Source organism: Streptomyces monticola, assembly GCF_042665355.1.
GTDB classification, from domain to species: Bacteria; Actinomycetota; Actinomycetes; order Streptomycetales; family Streptomycetaceae; genus Streptomyces; species Streptomyces monticola.
The window spans coordinates 601,577-618,010 of record NZ_JBHTCF010000002.1 but is presented as its reverse complement, the minus strand read 5'-3'; the positions used below and the strand labels follow the sequence as shown (position 1 = coordinate 618,010).

18 protein-coding genes are annotated in these 16,434 nt (G+C 69.6%); 13 read left to right on the top strand and 5 right to left on the bottom strand.

Annotated features, from left to right (window positions below):
* Nucleotides 1–5: 5 nt before the first annotated feature.
* Nucleotides 6–941 carry an SDR family oxidoreductase gene (locus ACFQVC_RS08305; RefSeq protein ID WP_381828181.1) on the bottom strand — a complete coding sequence of 312 codons (936 nt, stop codon included), beginning with the start codon at nucleotides 939–941 and terminating at the stop codon, nucleotides 6–8.
* Between the two features lie 122 nt (nucleotides 942–1,063).
* Between ACFQVC_RS08305 and ACFQVC_RS08300 the strand changes: the two genes are divergently transcribed.
* From ACFQVC_RS08300 to ACFQVC_RS08275, 6 genes are all read left to right on the top strand, one after another.
* Complete coding sequence (locus ACFQVC_RS08300; RefSeq protein WP_381828179.1) at nucleotides 1,064–1,627, top strand: TetR family transcriptional regulator; 564 nt, start codon at nucleotides 1,064–1,066, stop codon at nucleotides 1,625–1,627.
* 831 nt (nucleotides 1,628–2,458) lie between these two features.
* Nucleotides 2,459–2,884 carry a hypothetical protein gene (locus ACFQVC_RS08295; protein WP_381828177.1) on the top strand — a complete coding sequence of 142 codons (426 nt, stop codon included), beginning with the start codon at nucleotides 2,459–2,461 and terminating at the stop codon, nucleotides 2,882–2,884.
* A 400-nt stretch (nucleotides 2,885–3,284) separates the two neighbouring features.
* Complete coding sequence (locus ACFQVC_RS08290; RefSeq protein WP_381828175.1) at nucleotides 3,285–3,611, top strand: PadR family transcriptional regulator; 327 nt, start codon at nucleotides 3,285–3,287, stop codon at nucleotides 3,609–3,611.
* Nucleotides 3,608–3,964, top strand: a complete 357-nt coding sequence (locus ACFQVC_RS08285) for a DUF1048 domain-containing protein (protein ID WP_381828173.1) — start codon at nucleotides 3,608–3,610, stop codon at nucleotides 3,962–3,964. The genes ACFQVC_RS08290 and ACFQVC_RS08285 overlap by 4 nt, the downstream gene beginning before the upstream one ends.
* Before the next feature lies 1 nt (nucleotide 3,965).
* Nucleotides 3,966–4,292, top strand: coding sequence for a DUF1048 domain-containing protein (locus tag ACFQVC_RS08280; RefSeq protein ID WP_381828171.1), 327 nt, complete (start codon nucleotides 3,966–3,968; stop codon nucleotides 4,290–4,292).
* Between the two features lie 184 nt (nucleotides 4,293–4,476).
* A complete protein-coding gene (locus ACFQVC_RS08275; RefSeq protein WP_381828169.1) occupies nucleotides 4,477–5,292 on the top strand; it encodes an alpha/beta fold hydrolase in 816 nt (271 codons plus the stop codon).
* Between the two features lie 63 nt (nucleotides 5,293–5,355).
* On the opposite strand, the gene ACFQVC_RS08270 is transcribed toward ACFQVC_RS08275, so the two are convergent.
* Entirely contained in the window at nucleotides 5,356–5,916 is a 561-nt protein-coding gene (locus ACFQVC_RS08270; protein ID WP_381828167.1) for a hypothetical protein, read from the bottom strand.
* A 172-nt stretch (nucleotides 5,917–6,088) separates the two neighbouring features.
* On the opposite strand from ACFQVC_RS08270, the gene ACFQVC_RS08265 reads away from it, so the two are divergent.
* Complete coding sequence (locus ACFQVC_RS08265) at nucleotides 6,089–6,664, top strand: SH3 domain-containing protein (RefSeq protein WP_381828165.1); 576 nt, start codon at nucleotides 6,089–6,091, stop codon at nucleotides 6,662–6,664.
* Between the two features lie 70 nt (nucleotides 6,665–6,734).
* On the opposite strand, the gene ACFQVC_RS08260 is transcribed toward ACFQVC_RS08265, so the two are convergent.
* From ACFQVC_RS08260 to ACFQVC_RS08250, 3 genes are all read right to left on the bottom strand, one after another.
* Entirely contained in the window at nucleotides 6,735–8,066 is a 1,332-nt protein-coding gene (locus ACFQVC_RS08260) for a wax ester/triacylglycerol synthase family O-acyltransferase (protein ID WP_381828337.1), read from the bottom strand.
* A 230-nt stretch (nucleotides 8,067–8,296) separates the two neighbouring features.
* A complete protein-coding gene (locus tag ACFQVC_RS08255) occupies nucleotides 8,297–9,511 on the bottom strand; it encodes an acyl-CoA dehydrogenase family protein (protein ID WP_381828163.1) in 1,215 nt (404 codons plus the stop codon).
* Between the two features lie 72 nt (nucleotides 9,512–9,583).
* Nucleotides 9,584–10,405: an esterase/lipase family protein gene (locus ACFQVC_RS08250; RefSeq protein WP_381828160.1), complete on the bottom strand. Its 822-nt coding sequence runs from the start codon at nucleotides 10,403–10,405 to the stop codon at nucleotides 9,584–9,586.
* Between the two features lie 897 nt (nucleotides 10,406–11,302).
* On the opposite strand from ACFQVC_RS08250, the gene ACFQVC_RS08245 reads away from it, so the two are divergent.
* From ACFQVC_RS08245 to ACFQVC_RS08220, 6 genes are all read left to right on the top strand, one after another.
* Nucleotides 11,303–12,157: a 4'-phosphopantetheinyl transferase family protein gene (locus ACFQVC_RS08245; RefSeq protein ID WP_381828157.1), complete on the top strand. Its 855-nt coding sequence runs from the start codon at nucleotides 11,303–11,305 to the stop codon at nucleotides 12,155–12,157.
* Nucleotides 12,154–13,821: an AMP-binding protein gene (locus ACFQVC_RS08240; protein WP_381828155.1), complete on the top strand. Its 1,668-nt coding sequence runs from the start codon at nucleotides 12,154–12,156 to the stop codon at nucleotides 13,819–13,821. Before ACFQVC_RS08245 ends, ACFQVC_RS08240 begins: the two co-directional genes overlap by 4 nt.
* Nucleotides 13,822–13,954: 133 nt before the next feature.
* Nucleotides 13,955–14,743: a ferritin-like domain-containing protein gene (locus tag ACFQVC_RS08235; RefSeq protein ID WP_381828153.1), complete on the top strand. Its 789-nt coding sequence runs from the start codon at nucleotides 13,955–13,957 to the stop codon at nucleotides 14,741–14,743.
* A complete protein-coding gene (locus ACFQVC_RS08230) occupies nucleotides 14,740–15,300 on the top strand; it encodes a PaaI family thioesterase (protein WP_381828151.1) in 561 nt (186 codons plus the stop codon). Before ACFQVC_RS08235 ends, ACFQVC_RS08230 begins: the two co-directional genes overlap by 4 nt.
* Nucleotides 15,301–15,305: 5 nt before the next feature.
* Nucleotides 15,306–15,578: an acyl carrier protein gene (locus ACFQVC_RS08225; RefSeq protein WP_381828149.1), complete on the top strand. Its 273-nt coding sequence runs from the start codon at nucleotides 15,306–15,308 to the stop codon at nucleotides 15,576–15,578.
* On the top strand, nucleotides 15,575–16,432 hold the full coding sequence (locus ACFQVC_RS08220; protein WP_381828146.1) for an SAM-dependent methyltransferase: 858 nt from the start codon (nucleotides 15,575–15,577) through the stop codon (nucleotides 16,430–16,432). The genes ACFQVC_RS08225 and ACFQVC_RS08220 overlap by 4 nt, the downstream gene beginning before the upstream one ends.
* Nucleotides 16,433–16,434 lie beyond the last annotated feature (2 nt).

Here is a 16,434-nt window from a genome sequence, read left to right as displayed (position 1 = left end):
CGCCGTCAGGCCGTACGGAAGTAGTGGCCCTCATCGAGGTCGGCCAGGAGGCCGGCCTGGGTCGGCTCCCATCCGGTCAGTTCGCGCGACAGTGTGCTGGAGGCGGGCTGGTCGCCGGCGAGGATCGGGGCCAGCCAGCCGAAGTGCTCGCCTGCCTCCTCGGGTGCAATGGCGGCCGTCGGCACATTCAGGTGGCGGCCGATGACCTCGGCGATGTCGCGCAGGGCCACGCCCTCGTCGGCGACGGCGTGCAGCGTGGTTCCCGCCGGGGCCTTCTCCAGCGCGACGCGGAACATGTGCGCGGAGTCCAGGCGGTGGACGGCGGGCCAGCGGTTGGTGCCGTCGCCGTAGTAACCGGCGACGCCCTTGTCGCGGGCGGTGGCGACCAGGTGCGCGACGAAGCCCTTGTCGCCTTCGCCGTGGTTGGTGCGGGGCAGGCGCACGACAGAGGAGCGCACTCCCTGCTCAGCGAGGGCGCGCACGTACTCGGCGGTGGCCATCCGGGCCACCGCACCGGCGGCCTCCGGCGAGACGGCGTCGGCCGGCGGTACGTCGTGCCCGTCGTTCTCGGTCGCCACGCGTCCGGCCTCGACGGGTGTGCCGGAAGCGAGGACGAAGGCCTTGTCCGTGCCCGGCAGGGCCTTGGTCATGGCCTCGACGGAGGCGCGGTCCGCGTCGGCGGCACCCTTGAAGTTGCCGCCCGCGAAGGCGACTTCGTGGTTGAAGGCCAGGTGGATCACGCCGTCCGCCGCCGCGGCGGCCGCGCTCAAGGTGTCGAGGTCCTCGAGCCTGCCGCGGACCACTTCCACCCCGGCCGCGGTGAGCGCCTCGGCCGAGGCATCCGAACGGGCGAGGCCGACGACCTCGTGGCCGCCGTCCATCAGATCGGGCACGACGGCGGAGCCGATCCAGCCGGACGCACCGGTAACGAAGACACGCATCAGCAAGACCTCCTCGTACACACCACTGCCAGTGGAGCCATGGGATACGACAGCAGTGATGACAGTTACTGACATCAGTTTACACGCGATGGCAGCAACTGACATCACGTACGATCGCAGGCATGGCCCGATGGGAACCGAACGCGCGCGGACGCCTGGAACAGGCGGCACTGGAGCTCTACAGCGAGCGCGGATTCGACGCGACCACCGTCAAGGAGATCGCGCAGCGGGCGGGGCTCACCGAGCGCACGTTCTTCCGCCACTTCGCCGACAAGCGCGAGGTCCTGTTCCCCTCGAACGCCCTGCAGGAAGCCCTCGTGGCCGCCCTCGCCGAGGTGCCGGGCGACGCGGCGCCGCTCGATGCCGTTTCCGCCACCCTCCAGTCCGCGGCGGAGCAGTTCCAGGAGCGCAGGGAAACCATCCAGCGCCGGCAGGCCGTCATCGCCGCTCACACCGAACTCCAGGAACGCGAGCTGATCAAACTCGCCTCCGTCGCCGCGGCGCTCGCCGACGCGCTCCGCCGCCGCGGCGTCCCGGAACCGCACGCGAGCCTCGCCGCCGAAGCGGGCGTCGCCGTCTTCAAGACCGCGTTCGCGCACTGGGTCAACGAGCCCGACCCGCCGGGCCTCCCCCATCTCGTACGGGACACCTTCGACGCTCTGAAAGACGTGACCGCCGACGACTGATCGCACAGCCGGGATCCGCCAGCCCTTGTCGCGAAGGGCGTCCACGGTCGCCGCGCCCTTGCCCCGCTCCGCGAGCAACTCGCTGATGCAGTCGTACAGTTCGGCCACCGCCTGGCCCGCCGCACCGGCGCCCGCCGTTCTCCCGCGCAGGAACACGTCGACGTGCACACGGAGTCGGCCTCCGTACGCGTCCGGCATCTTCTCGCGTTCTACGACTTCCCGGCCGAGCACTGGATCCATCTCCGCACGACGGATGTAATCGTCAAGCGGTGCAGGTCACGGACTCGGATGCGATGTCGGGTATCGCGGGGAGGCGCGGGGTGCCGACCTTGCGTTGGGTCTGCCATCCACTAAGGCGGGCTCGCAGCCCATCGTTCAAGATCGGCCTGTCCATGCTGCTTCCCCGGGCACCCCTCGTCCTGACGGTCGCACCGTACAACCAGGCCACAGCCCGGTCACCAGGACGCAGACAGCGGCGCCCACAGATTTCATACCTGGTACGAACACATGTGAACTCTTCTCGGCCCCGGCATGCCGAGGTGCTGGACCTGGTGGGAACCGGGGCAGCCTTCACGTGACCGGCGCCGGCTCTCGGCCCTGGCTCACGCCGGCTCCATGACCCACAGGTATTGACAATTGCTCCGGCGTCACGAACAAGCGCTGCCACACCACTGCCTGCACCCTGCGTACGGCGTGCAGCATGCTCCCCTGTGCGCTGTGCGCGGTCAACAGCCTTGTTCTGGGCCGGCGGTACACGCGTGACCCCACAGCGTCCGCCCCGTAAGGTGATCACTCCATCAGGCCAACGATCCGAGAGGACCCATGTCTCAAATGACCACAGCCCCCCTCGCCGCCAAGCGCACCGGCCTCGGCCGCCGCGCCGCCGCCGCACTGCTCGGCGCCGCCGCCCTGACCGGGATGGCCACCGTGACCGCCCCGTCCGCCGGTGCCGCTGCCGGCTGGGACCACACGTACTCCGGCACGGGCGTCAAGGTCTACGTGGAGGAGCGCGGGGACATCGTCCGCGTCTGCGACACGTCCGCGAACGGCCACTCGGCCTGGGTCGCGGTCATGGACAACGACAACAACATCGATCACTACAAGCTCAAGGCCGCAGGCGGCAAGGGCAGTTGTGCCACGAACAGGGCCAGTGAAGGCGGCAGACACAACCTGGCCGAGTACTCCCGGATAGCGCTCAACTTCGAGGGCAAGGGCGGAAACGGTTCCTACTACGTGAGCTTCGTCAACGACCACTGAGCCTGCCGAGTGCACCCAGCAAGGAACTCCTGAAGACGGCGGGTTCCACTGGTCGCTGCCACACCTGCCGGCCGGCTGGGTAGTCGGGGCAGTTCAGCGAGGAGCTTCTCGCCTGCGGGGCCCCTCTGCGTTCCCTGCAGACACGGCCGGCGGAGACGAAACGCGCCAACCATCGCCCGCGAAGGCCGACTTGGTCCCGCACCGGGCCCGCCCCGGGACGGCACTGCAGGAACGCCGCCTGCACCGCTCCCCCTCCCCCTCCCCCCTTCCTCCGCTTCGTGGATCGCCGAGCCCCATCCGCGTAGGCCGATCACACCCATCGCCCACTACTCGGTGGTACCGTATAGTGGTACTCGGTAGCACGCAGTACCGATACGGCCGCACCCGAGGAGGACTCGCGATGGACGACCTGACGGAGATGCTGAAGGGCACGCTCGAAGGGTGCGTGCTCGAAATCATCAGCAGTGAGGAAACCTACGGGTACGCCATCACCCGTCAGCTCAACGGGCTCGGCTTCGCCGACGTCGTCGAGGGCACGGTGTACACCATCTTGCTGCGACTGGAGCGGAACAAGCTCGTCCAGGTGACGAAACGACCATCCGAGGTCGGTCCGCCGCGCAAGTTCTACGCACTCAACGACGCCGGACGCGAGGAGCTCGCGAAGTTCTGGGCGAAGTGGCAGTACGTCTCATCACGCATCAACAGGCTCAAGGAGGGCGGGAGATGAACTTCTGGGAGACCATCACAGGCAGCGATCTCACCAGGGAATACAAGGCGTTCGAAGTCCGGGCCCAGGCCCTGCCGGACGACTACCGGGCGGCGTGGGAACAGATCAAGGCCCACCTCTTCCCCCACGGCGACTTCACCGGCCGCAACCTCATGCCGATCCTCGACGCCGCCCTGGGACTGCTCGAAGAGACGGCGGCGGAGGGGCAGAGCGTCCACGAGGTGCTCGGCGATGACATCCAGGGCTTTTGCACGGCGCTGGCCGGCGGAGAAGGGGCGCGAACCTATCGCGACCGCTGGCGCGAGCAGTTGAACAGGAACGTGGCAAGGAAACTGAAGCGGCTGGGAGGCTGACGTGGGCATCCAGAACGTCATCGAGGGCAAGAAGCAGTGGCGGGCGCACATGGCCCGGGTCAAGGCGCTCCCGCCGGACTACCAGATCGTCTACAAGGAGATGCAGAAGTACCTGTTCAAGGTGGGACCGGTCGACCTGCCCGACGGGCCCCTGCTCCCCGGGATCGTCGACTTCTTCGAGGAGGGCGCCGCCACGGGCAAGGGGGTCCTGGAACTCATCGGCGAGGACGTCGCCGCGTTCTGCGACGACCTGATCAAGGACTCGCGCACCTATGCGGACGTCTACCAGGAATCGATCAGCGGGGAATCCGGCACAGCCGAGAAGTAGCAACTGCACCTGTCATCGCATGCCAGTGGGCGCAGCGCGACCAGCCGCTCAAGCCGAAATCCGAGTGCCAAGTCCCGAGTCCGGAGTTCCGAGTTCCGAGTCCGGAGTTCCGAGTCCCGAGTCCGGAGTTCCGAGTCCCGAGTCCCGAGTCCCGAGTCCCGAGTCCCGAGTCCCGAGAGGGAACATGACGAACAACAGTGCTTCCTCAACCGGTAACAAGTGGACCGGCATGGTGCCGGTCGACGATACGGCCCTGGCTGTCACCGACACCGGCGGCGCCGGCATCGCCGTGGTCTACCTCAACGGCCAGTTCGCCACGCAGGGGTATTGGCGGCGGGTCATCGCCGACCTGGGCACGGGGTGGCGGCACATCACGTACGACGAACGGGCCCGCGGCAGGAAGTCGAAGCGTTCGGCGGACTATTCCTTCGAGGCCGCCGTCCGGGATGTCGACACCGTCCTTGCGGCCCGAGGCGTGGAACGGGCGCTGGTGGTGGGCTGGTCCTACGGAGCATTCGTCGCGGCCCACTGGACCAGCCGCAATCCGGACCGCGCCGTGGGCACGATCCTGGTCGAGGGCGCGCAACCGTACGACTGGCTCACCGAGGACATGGAACAGGGGATCCGGAAAGCGTTTCGGCGGTGGGGCTGGTTCATGCCGCTGCTGCGCCCGACGGGTCTGACTCCGCGGATGAACGCCGACGAGATGGCGAACAGCAACATCGAGCTGGGCAGGCTCGCCCGCGTGCGTGAGCTGGGCCCGGTCCTTGACGGCATCACCGTCCCCACACGGTATGTGGTCGCCTCAGGGGAGTCTTTCGGCAGCCAGGGCGGGCACGAACAGATACGCACCAGCCTCCCTGCGGTCACCGAACGCAACCCGAACATCCAGATCAGTGCGAAGGTCCCCAGCAACCACGGAGCGATCCTGCGCAAGGACTTCCGCGCCGTCGCCGATGCCGTACGCGAGGTCGCCGCCCTCGACCGCGGCGAGCACTGACCTGACGCCGTTCTTGGGAGGGGGGTAGGCAGTCGGCGTGCCTGCCAATGTGGCACTGCCGACTCATTGTCCTTGCGTGCTCAGCCCGCGGCTTCCGGCTCGGTTCTTCGCGATGTTACGGATCTTCCTGCTGTTGCCTGAATCCGCGAGCAGAGCGAGTACCGCCGGCGACGTCGACTCCTCGGCGAGGAGTCGTTGCATCCAGTCCGTGGCCTTCGCCAACTCGACCGGTGTCGGCATGTGACCGTCCTCGATGGCGAGATAGAACAGCCAGTCGTGGATGCGGTGGCGGATGAACGCGCGGTACGCCTCCGTCTTGAACTGGTCGATCTCTGGCAGCAGTTCGGCCGACCACTGCCGGAACTCGGCAGGACCGGTCACCTTCCTCGCGATCCTGTCCACAAGGTCGATCACCGCCGTCTTGGACCCCATCTCGTGGGGGTCGCGCAGGATCGTGGCCACGATCGCGCGGTCTTGATCGCGGGTCCGGGAGGAAACGGTTGCCGAGATGACGCGTTGGTACGCGGACGACCGGACGTGCTCGTCCGCGACGGCATCGTCGACGTCCACGTCAACGATGCCGGCCCCCGCCAGCAACTCGGCCACATCGGAGTGCAATGTCATCGGGCCCTCCCTCCTCGCAGGTCGCGGACTTTACAGCGCGGGCATCCTCCTCTGCTCCGCACGCTGATCCGAACGAATCGTCCCAGTGCGCGTGATCGAGCCCGGGGCGCGCCAGCCTGTCCGGGGCGTGCACAGTTGACTGCCCGTCACTCTCGCGGGGCGTGACAGCGGGGTGTGGTGGCGCGTTGGCATCCACGTGATTGGCCAAGAATCATCAACTCGCTTCTGGCGCAGCCAGTTTGGCAGGGCGCTCGGTGTCCTGTGTGTCCTGCTGCTGTGTCTGCTGACCGCGGTCTTCGCGGCCCGATCCCCCTCCCCCTCGCCCCATGGGTCCGGGCCCGCTGCGCGGAGAGGGGCGTCGTGCGATCGTCTGCCGCCCCGGGTCTACGTGTTGGAGGGCGCATCCGCGCGGATCCGGCTCCGGCCCTCGTTACGTTCGCAGGTCCTGGGGATGCTCTATCCGCAGCATCGTTTCTCCTTGCACGCCCGTGACCGCGGGTGGGTGCGGGTGACGGACACGACGACCGGCGTGCAGGGATGGGTGACAACCGCGCTGCTACAGCCCAAGCGGCGTGCGTGCGGGTCCTCACCCCCACCGAGTCCCGATACGGGCACAGGCGGGCGACGGCACCCGGCGCATGACTCGGACAGGGGCGACGGGACGGAACGTACGGCGCGGGCAGCGCATCCCGGCACGTGCGGGAACAGCTCACCGCCGCGGGCCTCTTGTGGGGGCTCCCGGCGGTGAGGGGGGCCGGTCAGCGGCTTCTTGAGGGTCGAGGGTCTTCAAGTCCCGCTCCCCCGGCTGCTCGATGTCCTCAGGTGCCGCAGGCGGCGACCAGCGCGGCGGCCTCCTCCGCGAGCGACCTGGCAAGCAGGTCCAGGTCGGGCACCGCGGCCGCGTCGGCGAGCAGGCCGAAGTAGACGCGGTCCTCGTACGTGGTGATGCCCACGGCGAGGGAATGGCCGGGGGCGAGCGGGGCGAGCGGATATGCCTCGCGGGCGGGGCTGTTCGCGAGCGTGAGGCCCTGGACACCGAGCAGGGGGACGCTGGTGACGAGCAGGTCGTAGAGAAGGCGGCCCGAGCGGGCGATCAGGCCGCCGCCCAGGCGATGGCCGAGGGGCGGGACGATGTCGGCGAGCAGCGCGGCGGCGCCCGGACCGCTGGTGGGCCCCGCCTTCCTGTTGCGCTCCATGTTCTCGCGTACCGCGCGCAGGCGGGCGAGGGGCTCGGCCTCGTCGACGGGGAGCCGGGTGAGGTAGCCGGAGAGCCGGTTGCCCCAGGCGCTCGTGGCGTGCGGGTCGCTCAGCGAGACGGGAATCAGCGCGCGGGGGCGTACGCCGTCGCTGCCGTCGCCGCGTTTGTTGAGCCAGTGCCGTAGGCCTCCGGCGACGATGGCGAGGAGGACGTCGTTGATGGTGCCGCCCGCGGCCTCGCGGATGCGTTTCACCTCGCGCAGGCGGACGATCGTGCCGTCGGCGCGGCGGGCGCCTGTGGAGCGGGAGATGAGGGCGGGCGAGGAGCGTACGCCCCAGTTGGCGCGGGCCACGGCGGAGCCGATGGACAGGGCCCGTCCGGCGTCGGTGACCGCATCGCGGACCAGGGCGGGCACCTTGCGTGGGTCGGGCAGGCGCAGGCCTGATCCGTTCTTCTGCGGGTAGTGCGCCTCGGCCGGAGCGGGTGCGTCGTCGAGGGCGGGGTCCAGGAGCGACAAGAGGTACGACGCCGAGCGCAGCCCGTCCGCGTGGGCGTGGTGGAACATGAACAGCACGGCGAAGGATGTGCCGTCCGCCCCGGGCAGCACATGCGCGGCCCACAGTGGATGCCTGCGGTCCAGGGGCCGTTGCATCAGGGCCCCGGCGGCCGTGTGGAAGTCCCGTACGGGCGCGGCGAGGTGGACATGGGCCGCGGGGTCGCGATCGGGGGCGGCGCGGCGGGCGACGGCTCCGACGGGGAGCCAGACGGGGCGGATGCGGGTGTTGAGGCCGGGTATGCGCGCGGCGCGGGCGGCGAGCTGCCCGGCGGCACGTTGGGCGGCGTCCGGCGCATCGGCTTCGAAGATCATGAGGCCGCCCATGTGCAGGGGGTGGCCGGCGGACTCGATGTTCCAGAAGGCGAGGTCGAGCGGAGCGAGCAGTTCGGGGGGCATCGTGGTGGTCACGGGGGCTCCGAAGTCACGGGGGGGGTATGGGTGCGGTTGGGTGAGCTCGCGGATCATGTGGGCCGCGGGGCGGTGCTGTCTGCCGCGGGTGAGTCGGTGGCAGCCGGTCGCCACGGCGGTCGGCGGCGGCGGCGGCGGCCAAGTGTGGTCAGGGCGTGCCGCGTTGGCGGGATCATGAAGGTCCGCCAATTCGGGTCCCGTGGGTCTCACGGGGTGCGTCATTGGATATGGCGGCCCGAGATCGCGCGGGCGATGACCAGGCGCTGGATCTCGCTGGTGCCTTCGAAGATCGTGTAGATCTTGGCGTCGCGGTACAGGCGCTGGACGGGGTGTTCCCGGCTGTAGCCGGCGCCGCCGAGGATCTGGACGGCCTTCTCGGCGGCGGTGACGGCCAGTTCACCGGCGCGGAGTTTGGACATGGAGCCCTGGCCGGCGTCGAAGGAGCGGTTGTTGCGGGCCATCCAGCCCGCCTGCCAGATCAGCAGCCGCACGGCCTCGATCTCGGTGCGCAGCTCCGCGAGGGAGAAGGCGATGGCCTGGTTGTCGATGATGAGGCGGCCGAATGCCTCCCGGGCGAGGGCGTACTCCAGGGCGTGTTCGTAGGCGGCGCGGGCGATGCCCAGGGCCTGGGCGGCGACCGTGGGCCGGCTGGCCTCGAACGTGGCCATCGCGGCCTGGCCGTTGGTCCTGCTTCCCTCGCGGGCGCGGCTCAGGCGTTCGTCGAGCCGCTCCTTGCCGCCGAGAAGGCAGCGGCCGGGCACACGGACGTCGTCGAGGAAGACATCGGCGGTGTGCGAGGCCCGGAGCCCCAGCTTCTTGATCTTCGGGCCGGCGTGCAGCCCCTTGGTGCCCGGCGGGACGACGAACGCCGCCTGGCCGCGCGCGCCCAACTCCGGTGCCACGGAGGCGATGACGACATGGATGCCGGCGATGCCGCCGTTGGTGATCCACGCCTTCTGGCCGCGCAGCACCCATGCGTCGCGCCCCTGGTCGTAGCGGGCGCGGGTGCGAAGCGCGGAGACGTCCGAGCCCGCCTGCGGCTCGGAGGCGCAGTAGGCGGCGACTTGGGGGTCGGCCACATCGCCGAAGCACGGGGGTATCCACTCGCCGAGCTGTTCCGGGGTCGCCGCGGCGAGGATTCCGGCGACGGCCAGTTGGGTGCCGAGGACGGCCATGCCGATACCGGCGTCGCCCCAGAACAACTCCTCATTGGCGATGTGGAGGTTGATCCCGCTGGGGTCGGTGTGCATCTCGGCCAGCGACTCGAAGCGGTACAGGCCGATCTTGGCGGCCTCCTGGATGATCGGCCAGGGGGTCTCCTCCCGCTCGTCCCATTCGGCGGCGGCCGGGCGTACCACGTCGGCGGCGAAGCGGTGTACCCAGTCGCGCACATCCCGCTGCTCATCGGTGAGTTCCAGCGAGAACCCTGTCATCCCTGCACCTCGTGGCCTTCCTGCGTCCTGGGTCTGCGATATCCGCCGTGGCGCGCGCAGCAGGTTGTCTCGTCAGGCACCGCCCACCCGGTCCTTCGCGGCGAGGGCGGTAAGCACCGCGCGGGTCGCGGTGGGCGAGTAGACGATCAGGCCGTGTCCGCTCAGGTCGGTCGGAGCGCTGTCCTGGACCAGGACGTTGGTGACCTGGGGACCCTCCGCCAGCCAGCACGAGGTGTACGGAGTGACGACTTCGTCGTAGCGGGTGGCTATCACCGTGTAGTTGACGCCGGGTGTGGTCTCGCCGTCCTCGTTGAGGCGGCGGAGAAACTCCGAGGTACTGATCTGGTCGAGACACGCGGGCGTGACGGCACCGACCAGTTCCTCCGCGCCCGGGAACTGCTTGGCGATCTCGGCGAGGCCGTGCATCGTCGTGCCGTGGTTGGACGGCGAGATGCCGATGAGGTGGTGGACCTTCTCGGCCCCGCCGAGGAACTTGATGTAGTGCCGCGGCAGCATCCCGCCCTGTGAGTGACCGACGATGTCGACCTTGTCGGCCCCGGTGGCGGCCAGGACCCGGTCGACGAACTCGGCGAGTTCCTGTGCCGACTGCTCGAGCGGCGCGATGCCGTGGATCCCGAGGATGCCGGGCATGGCGCCGTAGTCGAGCCGGAAGACGCTGTACCCCGAGGCGGCGAGGAGCGGCGCCATCACCAGCCAGTAGTTGTACGCCGTGCCGTACGTGCCGTGCACCAGGACGACGGGGCGTGGATGCTCGGGGCTCGGCTTGCTGGACCAGTCGTCGATGCCGGGGGCGAGCTTCGCGGCCTCGGCCGCCTTCGCCGCGGCGGCCGCGCTCTGCAGGACGGTGAGCCCGGATGCCGCAGCGTCTCCCATGGCGGCGGTCACCGATTGCAGTGGGTTGTTCTGCAGTGTCTGGGAAAGCTGCGGGGTGCCGAGGGAGGGCAGCACGGACTGCCCCCGGGACGGAAGGGATGGGAATGACGCCATCGGGCTGCCTCCGGTACGGAAAACGGATGGGCGCGGCAGTGCGGCAGCCACCCTTCACTGAATTGACCGAGCATGCCTACCGGGGTTTCGGACAGTCTCCCGTAACCGGTGGCCGGGGAATAGTGGTACGCGTTGAAAAGGATCAGAAGGTGCGCGTTGAAAAGGATCAGGCACCCGTCAATTCAACTCCGCGTTTCCAGCACGTTTCATCATGTCGACGCCACTCGGAAAACGAGCCACAAAACCCTGTTCCCGGTAAGGCAGCAAGCCGAGGTCCGGGCTCCTCACCGCACTGGGCGTCGGGGAATCAGCAGGTGAGAGGCCATGGAGCTGATACGTCCGAAACGTACCGAGCCCTCTTGCCGCTGTCCGGGGCCTCACCTAGGGTCCGAGTGCTTGCAGGAGAAACCTGGTAGCGCCCGGATCACGCGGCCGGCACCGAGGTCAACCCTCCATATCCTGCCGAGTGCCGCTTTCCCGTGCCGCCAGAAGCTGCGCGCCGTTCGGGCCATCGAGTCCTGCCCGAACGCTTCAAGGCCCCCTTCAAGGACCCCTTCATGGAATGCGAATCGCCTGCTCCATAGATCCGTACGGCGCACCGCCGGTGAATTCCCGTACCCGTCATGCGCGAAGTCAGCGATCGCTTCAGCGATTGCTTCGGAGACTGGGAGGAGAATGAGAGAGCAACGCGCCGGCCCGTACGCCGAATTGCCCGGAGCGATACAGGTGCACTTATTGGGGTGGGAGCGATGTCCGTGGCGTGCGGTGGACCGGATACCGGGGTTGTCCGCCGATGACCGGGAGCGCGCCGAGGCATACGAGGGGGCCCAGCGGCAGGTGGCGGCCGGCACGGCGAGACTCCTGCTGCGCACGGTCGCCGGCCACGTCCTGGGCGTGCCCGCCAGCCGGGTGCGGCTCACCGGTGCGCCGGGCACACGCACTGTCGTTGACCATCCGGGCGTCGTGGCATCGGCGTTCTCCGTCAGCCATGACCGCACCGGCGTCGCCGTGGCGTACCACCGGGCGGGCTGCGGTGTCGACGTCGAGGACCTGCCGGAGGCCGAGTTCCGGGAGATCGCCGGGCGTTACTGCACGCCGGAGGAACTGCGTGCGGCACGGGAGACGCCTGCCCCGGCCGATATGCCGAGCGGTGGACGTGCACGTGCCGACGTCCCGCGCGGGCTACGGGAGTTGTGGACGGTCAAGGAGAGCGTGGCCAAGGCGCTCGGCGGCGGGCTCGCTGTGGGATTGCGCGCCCTCACCTGCAGCTCGCGCATGATCTCCGGTCCGCTCACCGGCGCCGGTACGGGACTTGTCACCGGCCCGTCCTGGGCTGCGGCGCTGTGCCGGGGCGCCCCCACCGGTCATCTGGTGTGGGCCGCGGAGTCGCCCGGGCGCCATCTCGCGGTGGCGGTGCGGGCCACGTCTCCGCCGCGGGTGCGGATCTCGCAGTGGGAGGGGTCGGGCGACCGCCTCACCGAGCGGGGACCGCCGGTCGTCGTACCGGACCGCGAAACCCCCGCTGTTGACCGCAGAAACCCCAAAGACCGCAGAGACCAGACCCCAAGCCCCCTCCCAGAGACCCCAAAGATCGCAGAGACCGCAGAAACCGCAGAAAGACTGGTGAATGCCGGATGACCGAGCTCGCGGAAACACTGCACACCTCGCTGGACGAGACAGCCCGCCGCCTCCCGGACACCCCGGTGGAATTCCGCCTCGACCGCTCCGAGCGACGGCAGCTCACCGCTCGCGAGCTGGTGGACCGCTCGCGCACCGGCGCGGCGGCCCTCCTCGCGGCCGGTGCACGGCCGGCGGACCGTGTGGGGCTGCTGTGCCTGAACGAACCGGACTTCCTGGTCGGCCTGTTCAGCGCGGTGCGCCTGGGCTGTGCGGTCTGTCCGCTGCCGCTGCCGACCGGGCTGCGGGACATCGACGGATATCTGGCCCGCATCGGGCGGGTGGCCGAGGTCGCGGGCATGAGCCATCTGGTGCTCTCCGCTTCCTTCGACCGTTTCGCCGACGCGTTGTGCGCCGCTCTGCCGGGAGTGACGGTGGTGCCCGCGGATGCTCTCGCGGCAGGCAGCGGCGACGTACAACTGCCCGTGGTGGCCCCGGACGCGCCGGCCATCGTCCAGTTCACCTCGGGCAGCACCGCCGCCCCCAAGGGAGTGGTGCTCAGCCACCGCAACGTGCTGGCCTGCGTCGAGGCCATGTGTCTGGCCATCGAGGTGGGGCCCCGTGACAGCTACGGCATGTGGCTGCCCCTCTTCCACGACATGGGCTTGTTCAGCACTCTGGGCGCCGTATACAGCGGCATCCCGGCCATGCTCTGGCAGCCGACGGCCTTCGTCAAGAAGCCCGGCCAGTGGCTGCGCGAGTTCGCCGAGAGCCGGGCCACCATCAGCGCCGGGCCCAACTTCGGCTACGACTACCTCACGGCCGCCGTGTCCGACGAGGAAGCCGCGGAGATGGACCTGCGGCACTGGCGGGTCGCCTTCAACGGGGCCGAGACCATCCGGCACAGCAGCGTCTCGGCGTTCTTGCGGCGGTTCGCGCACGCGGGCCTGCGCGAAGGGACGCTGATGTCGGTGTACGGACTGGCCGAGGCCACGCTGTCCGTCACCTTCCCGCCGCTGGGCCGGGCGCCCCGGTGGGACTGGGTGGACCGTGACCGCCTCGCCGGGCAGGGCCTCGCCGTTCCCGCCCGTCCCGGGCTGCGCGGCACTCGGGCCGTCGCCTCGGTGGGACGGCCGGTCAAGGGGATGGAGGTCCTGGTCGCGGAGCCCGGCAGCACCGTGCCGCTGCCCGACGCCACGGTCGGCGAAATCCATATCCGGGGCGCCTCGGTGACCTCCGGCTATCTCACCGCCGACGGCGACAGCGGCGCGGCCACGGAGGACGGCTGGCTGCCCACCGGGGACCTGGGGTACTGGCGCGACGGCGAACTCCACATCACCGGCCGCCACAAAGAGATGATCACCGTCCGCGGCGCCAACTTCTACCCCCAGGACGTCGAGGACCTGGCGCAGTCCGTACCGGGGGTCTACAAGCAGCGCTGCGTCGCCTACGTCGACGGGGCGGCGGACGGCGACGAGCGGATCGTCCTGGCGGCGGAGAGCGGCATGGCCGACGAGAACGCCTGCCGGGAGCTGGAGCGGGAACTGCGCCGGCGCATCGTGGCGGAGCTCGGCCTGGAGGCGGTCACCGTCCATGTCGTCGCGCCGCGCACCCTGCCCCGCACCACCAGCGGCAAGTTCCAGCGCCTCGCGGCCAAGGACGCCCTCGCCGCAGCCTCCGCGTAAGACGTCTCCGGTCCTGCTGATCCTCCCCGCCGGGGGCGTTCACGATCACCGGTGCGTTCACCACCACCGCGACCGCACCTCGACCAGACCGCACCACGTCAGCGAGCCACCGAGGAACCTCAGGGAGCAGTACATGCATGCCTTCGACGTCTTCCGGCAGTACGAACGCAACCACTGGGAGCTCTCCGACATCGACTTCACCGCCATCGACCGCAGCGAGGTGCGCCCCGAGTACATCACCCTCGCCAAGAGCGCGGTGATGGGTGAATGCAACTCCATCGCCGCCACCCACGGCTTCTTCAACGAGTTCGTGGACGACTACGACTTCTCCGCCTTCGCCTGCATCTGGGGCTACCAGGAACTTCAGCACCACTACGCCTTCAAGGCCTGGCTGAACGCTCTCGAAGTGGAGGTCGACCAGCGGCCGGTGGACGCGATGCGCGCCCCCTACGCCCCCGGCTCCACCCCGTCGGCCACCCTCGCCACCAACATCATCTCCGAGCTGACGGTCAACCACATCTACCGCGAGGTCGCGCAGTGGGTGAAGGAGCCGGTCCTCAACGACATCCTCTCCCGGGCCAGTCGCGACGAGGCGGGCCACGCCCGCGAGTTCATCCACTACACCCGCACCCGGCTCGCCCGCCTCCCCCACGAGCTCCCCTCGGTCCTGGAGACCCTGTACGTCTACACCTCCGAGGCCCGTATCAAGCACCCGGTGGGCCTGTTCAAGGACAGCCTGGTCCAGGGCGTGGCCGAGGAGACCATCGACACCGGCTTCGAGATCTTCCTGGAGAAGGTCGCCGCCGACGGTGAACTGGAGCGGCTGCACCGCAAGGTGCGCGGCGCCTTCGGTTCCATGACCGGCCTGGAGCTCGACACCGGCGCGCAGATCCGGCGGGCCCTCGCCGAGGCGATCGCGTGACGCCGCCCGAGCAGGGCACGGCCCCGGCGCCCGGGACCTGGCTCGAGGTCCCCTGGTCCCAGCAGCCCGACTACCGCTGCTTCGGCTGCTCCCCGCACAACCAGCAGGGTCTGCGGCTGCAGTTCGAGGAGTACGACGGCGGTCTGCTCACCCGCCTCGTCCTCGACCGCAACCACGAGTCCTATCCCGGGGTGGTGCACGGCGGCCTGGTCAGCACCGTCTGCGACGAGATCATGGGCAACCTCGTGGTCCTCAAGCACGGCACCCCCGCCTTCACCGTGGGCCTGCGCACCCGGTTCTTCACCCCGCTCGCCGTCGACCGCGCCTACGAGGCCGTCGCCAAGCTGCGCACCGACACCGGCGACGCCCATCTCGCCCACGCCACGGCCGAGGTGACAGGGCCCGGCGGTGACCTGGTGGCATCGGCCTCCGCGAGCTACCGCTGCGTGCCCATGGACCAGGCCCGGCAGTACTTGCTCCTCGGCGAAGAAGAAGCCGCTGCCCTGACGGCACGGCTCGCCCACCGACAGACCCCGACCGAAACAACCGAAAGGTGACCGACATGACGCAGACAGCCGACACCCGTGACCAGATCATCGACGAGATCACCCGGATCGTGGCGGCCGAACTCGACGCCCCGGCCGCCGAGTTCACCCCCGAGACCGATCTGCGCCGCCGCCAGGGCGCGGACTCGGTGAAGGTACTGCGCATCGTCGCCAGGATCGAGCAGCGCTACGACATCGAGCTGCCCGACGAGGAGGTCTTCTCGGTCTCCACCATCTCCCAGGTCACCACCGTCGTCGAGAAGGCGCTCGCCGCGGAGGTGGGCCGGTGAGCGCGCCCCCCATCAGCGGCCGGCCCGGGACGGCCGACACCAACGACCACTACGACCTGGACCCGGAGATCTTCGGACTGTTCCTCGACCCGCTGCGCAAATACAGCTCGGGGCTCTACGAGGGCCCCGGCGACACCCTGGAGACGGCGCAGCGCCGCAAACTCCGCTTCGTCGCCGACCGCCTCGGGGTGCGCACGGGCTCCCGGGTGCTCGACGCGGGCTGCGGCTGGGGATCGCTGATCCTCTTCTTCGCCAAGGAGTTCGGCTGCGCCACCACCGGGATCAGCCCCGCCGGACGCCAGCACGAGTACATCGCCGCCCGCGCCGCCGACCTGGGCGTCGCCGGCCAAGTCAGCAGCGTCGTCGGCCACTTCGAGAAGGCACAGCTGCCCGAGGGCGGCTTCGACGGCGTCACCATGCTGGGCTCCATCGTCCATATGCCCGACCTGTCCGGTGTTCTCGCCAAGGCCCGCCGTCTGCTGCGCAAGGACGGGCGCCTGTACGTGTCGGAGAGCTGCTTTCGCAACGCCGCCGCCCACGAGCGGTTCGACCGGCGCGACGGCACCCAGTTCGTCCGCGACTCCATCTTCGGCTGGGGGGATATGCGTCCGCTCTCCGAGCTGGTCCGGGGTGTGGAGGACGCCGGGTTCTCGGTCATCGCCGTCGACGACCTGACCGCCCACTACCACCGCACCATCGAGGACTGGATCAAGGGCGTGCACGCGCACGCGGACCGGATCGACGCGCTCAGGGACGGCATGTCCGCGCGGCTCGTCCGCTACCTGGAAGTCGCCAACGCGGGCTGGGGATACACCACCAAGCACTACGCCCTCACCTGCCGCAAGGGCAGGTGAGC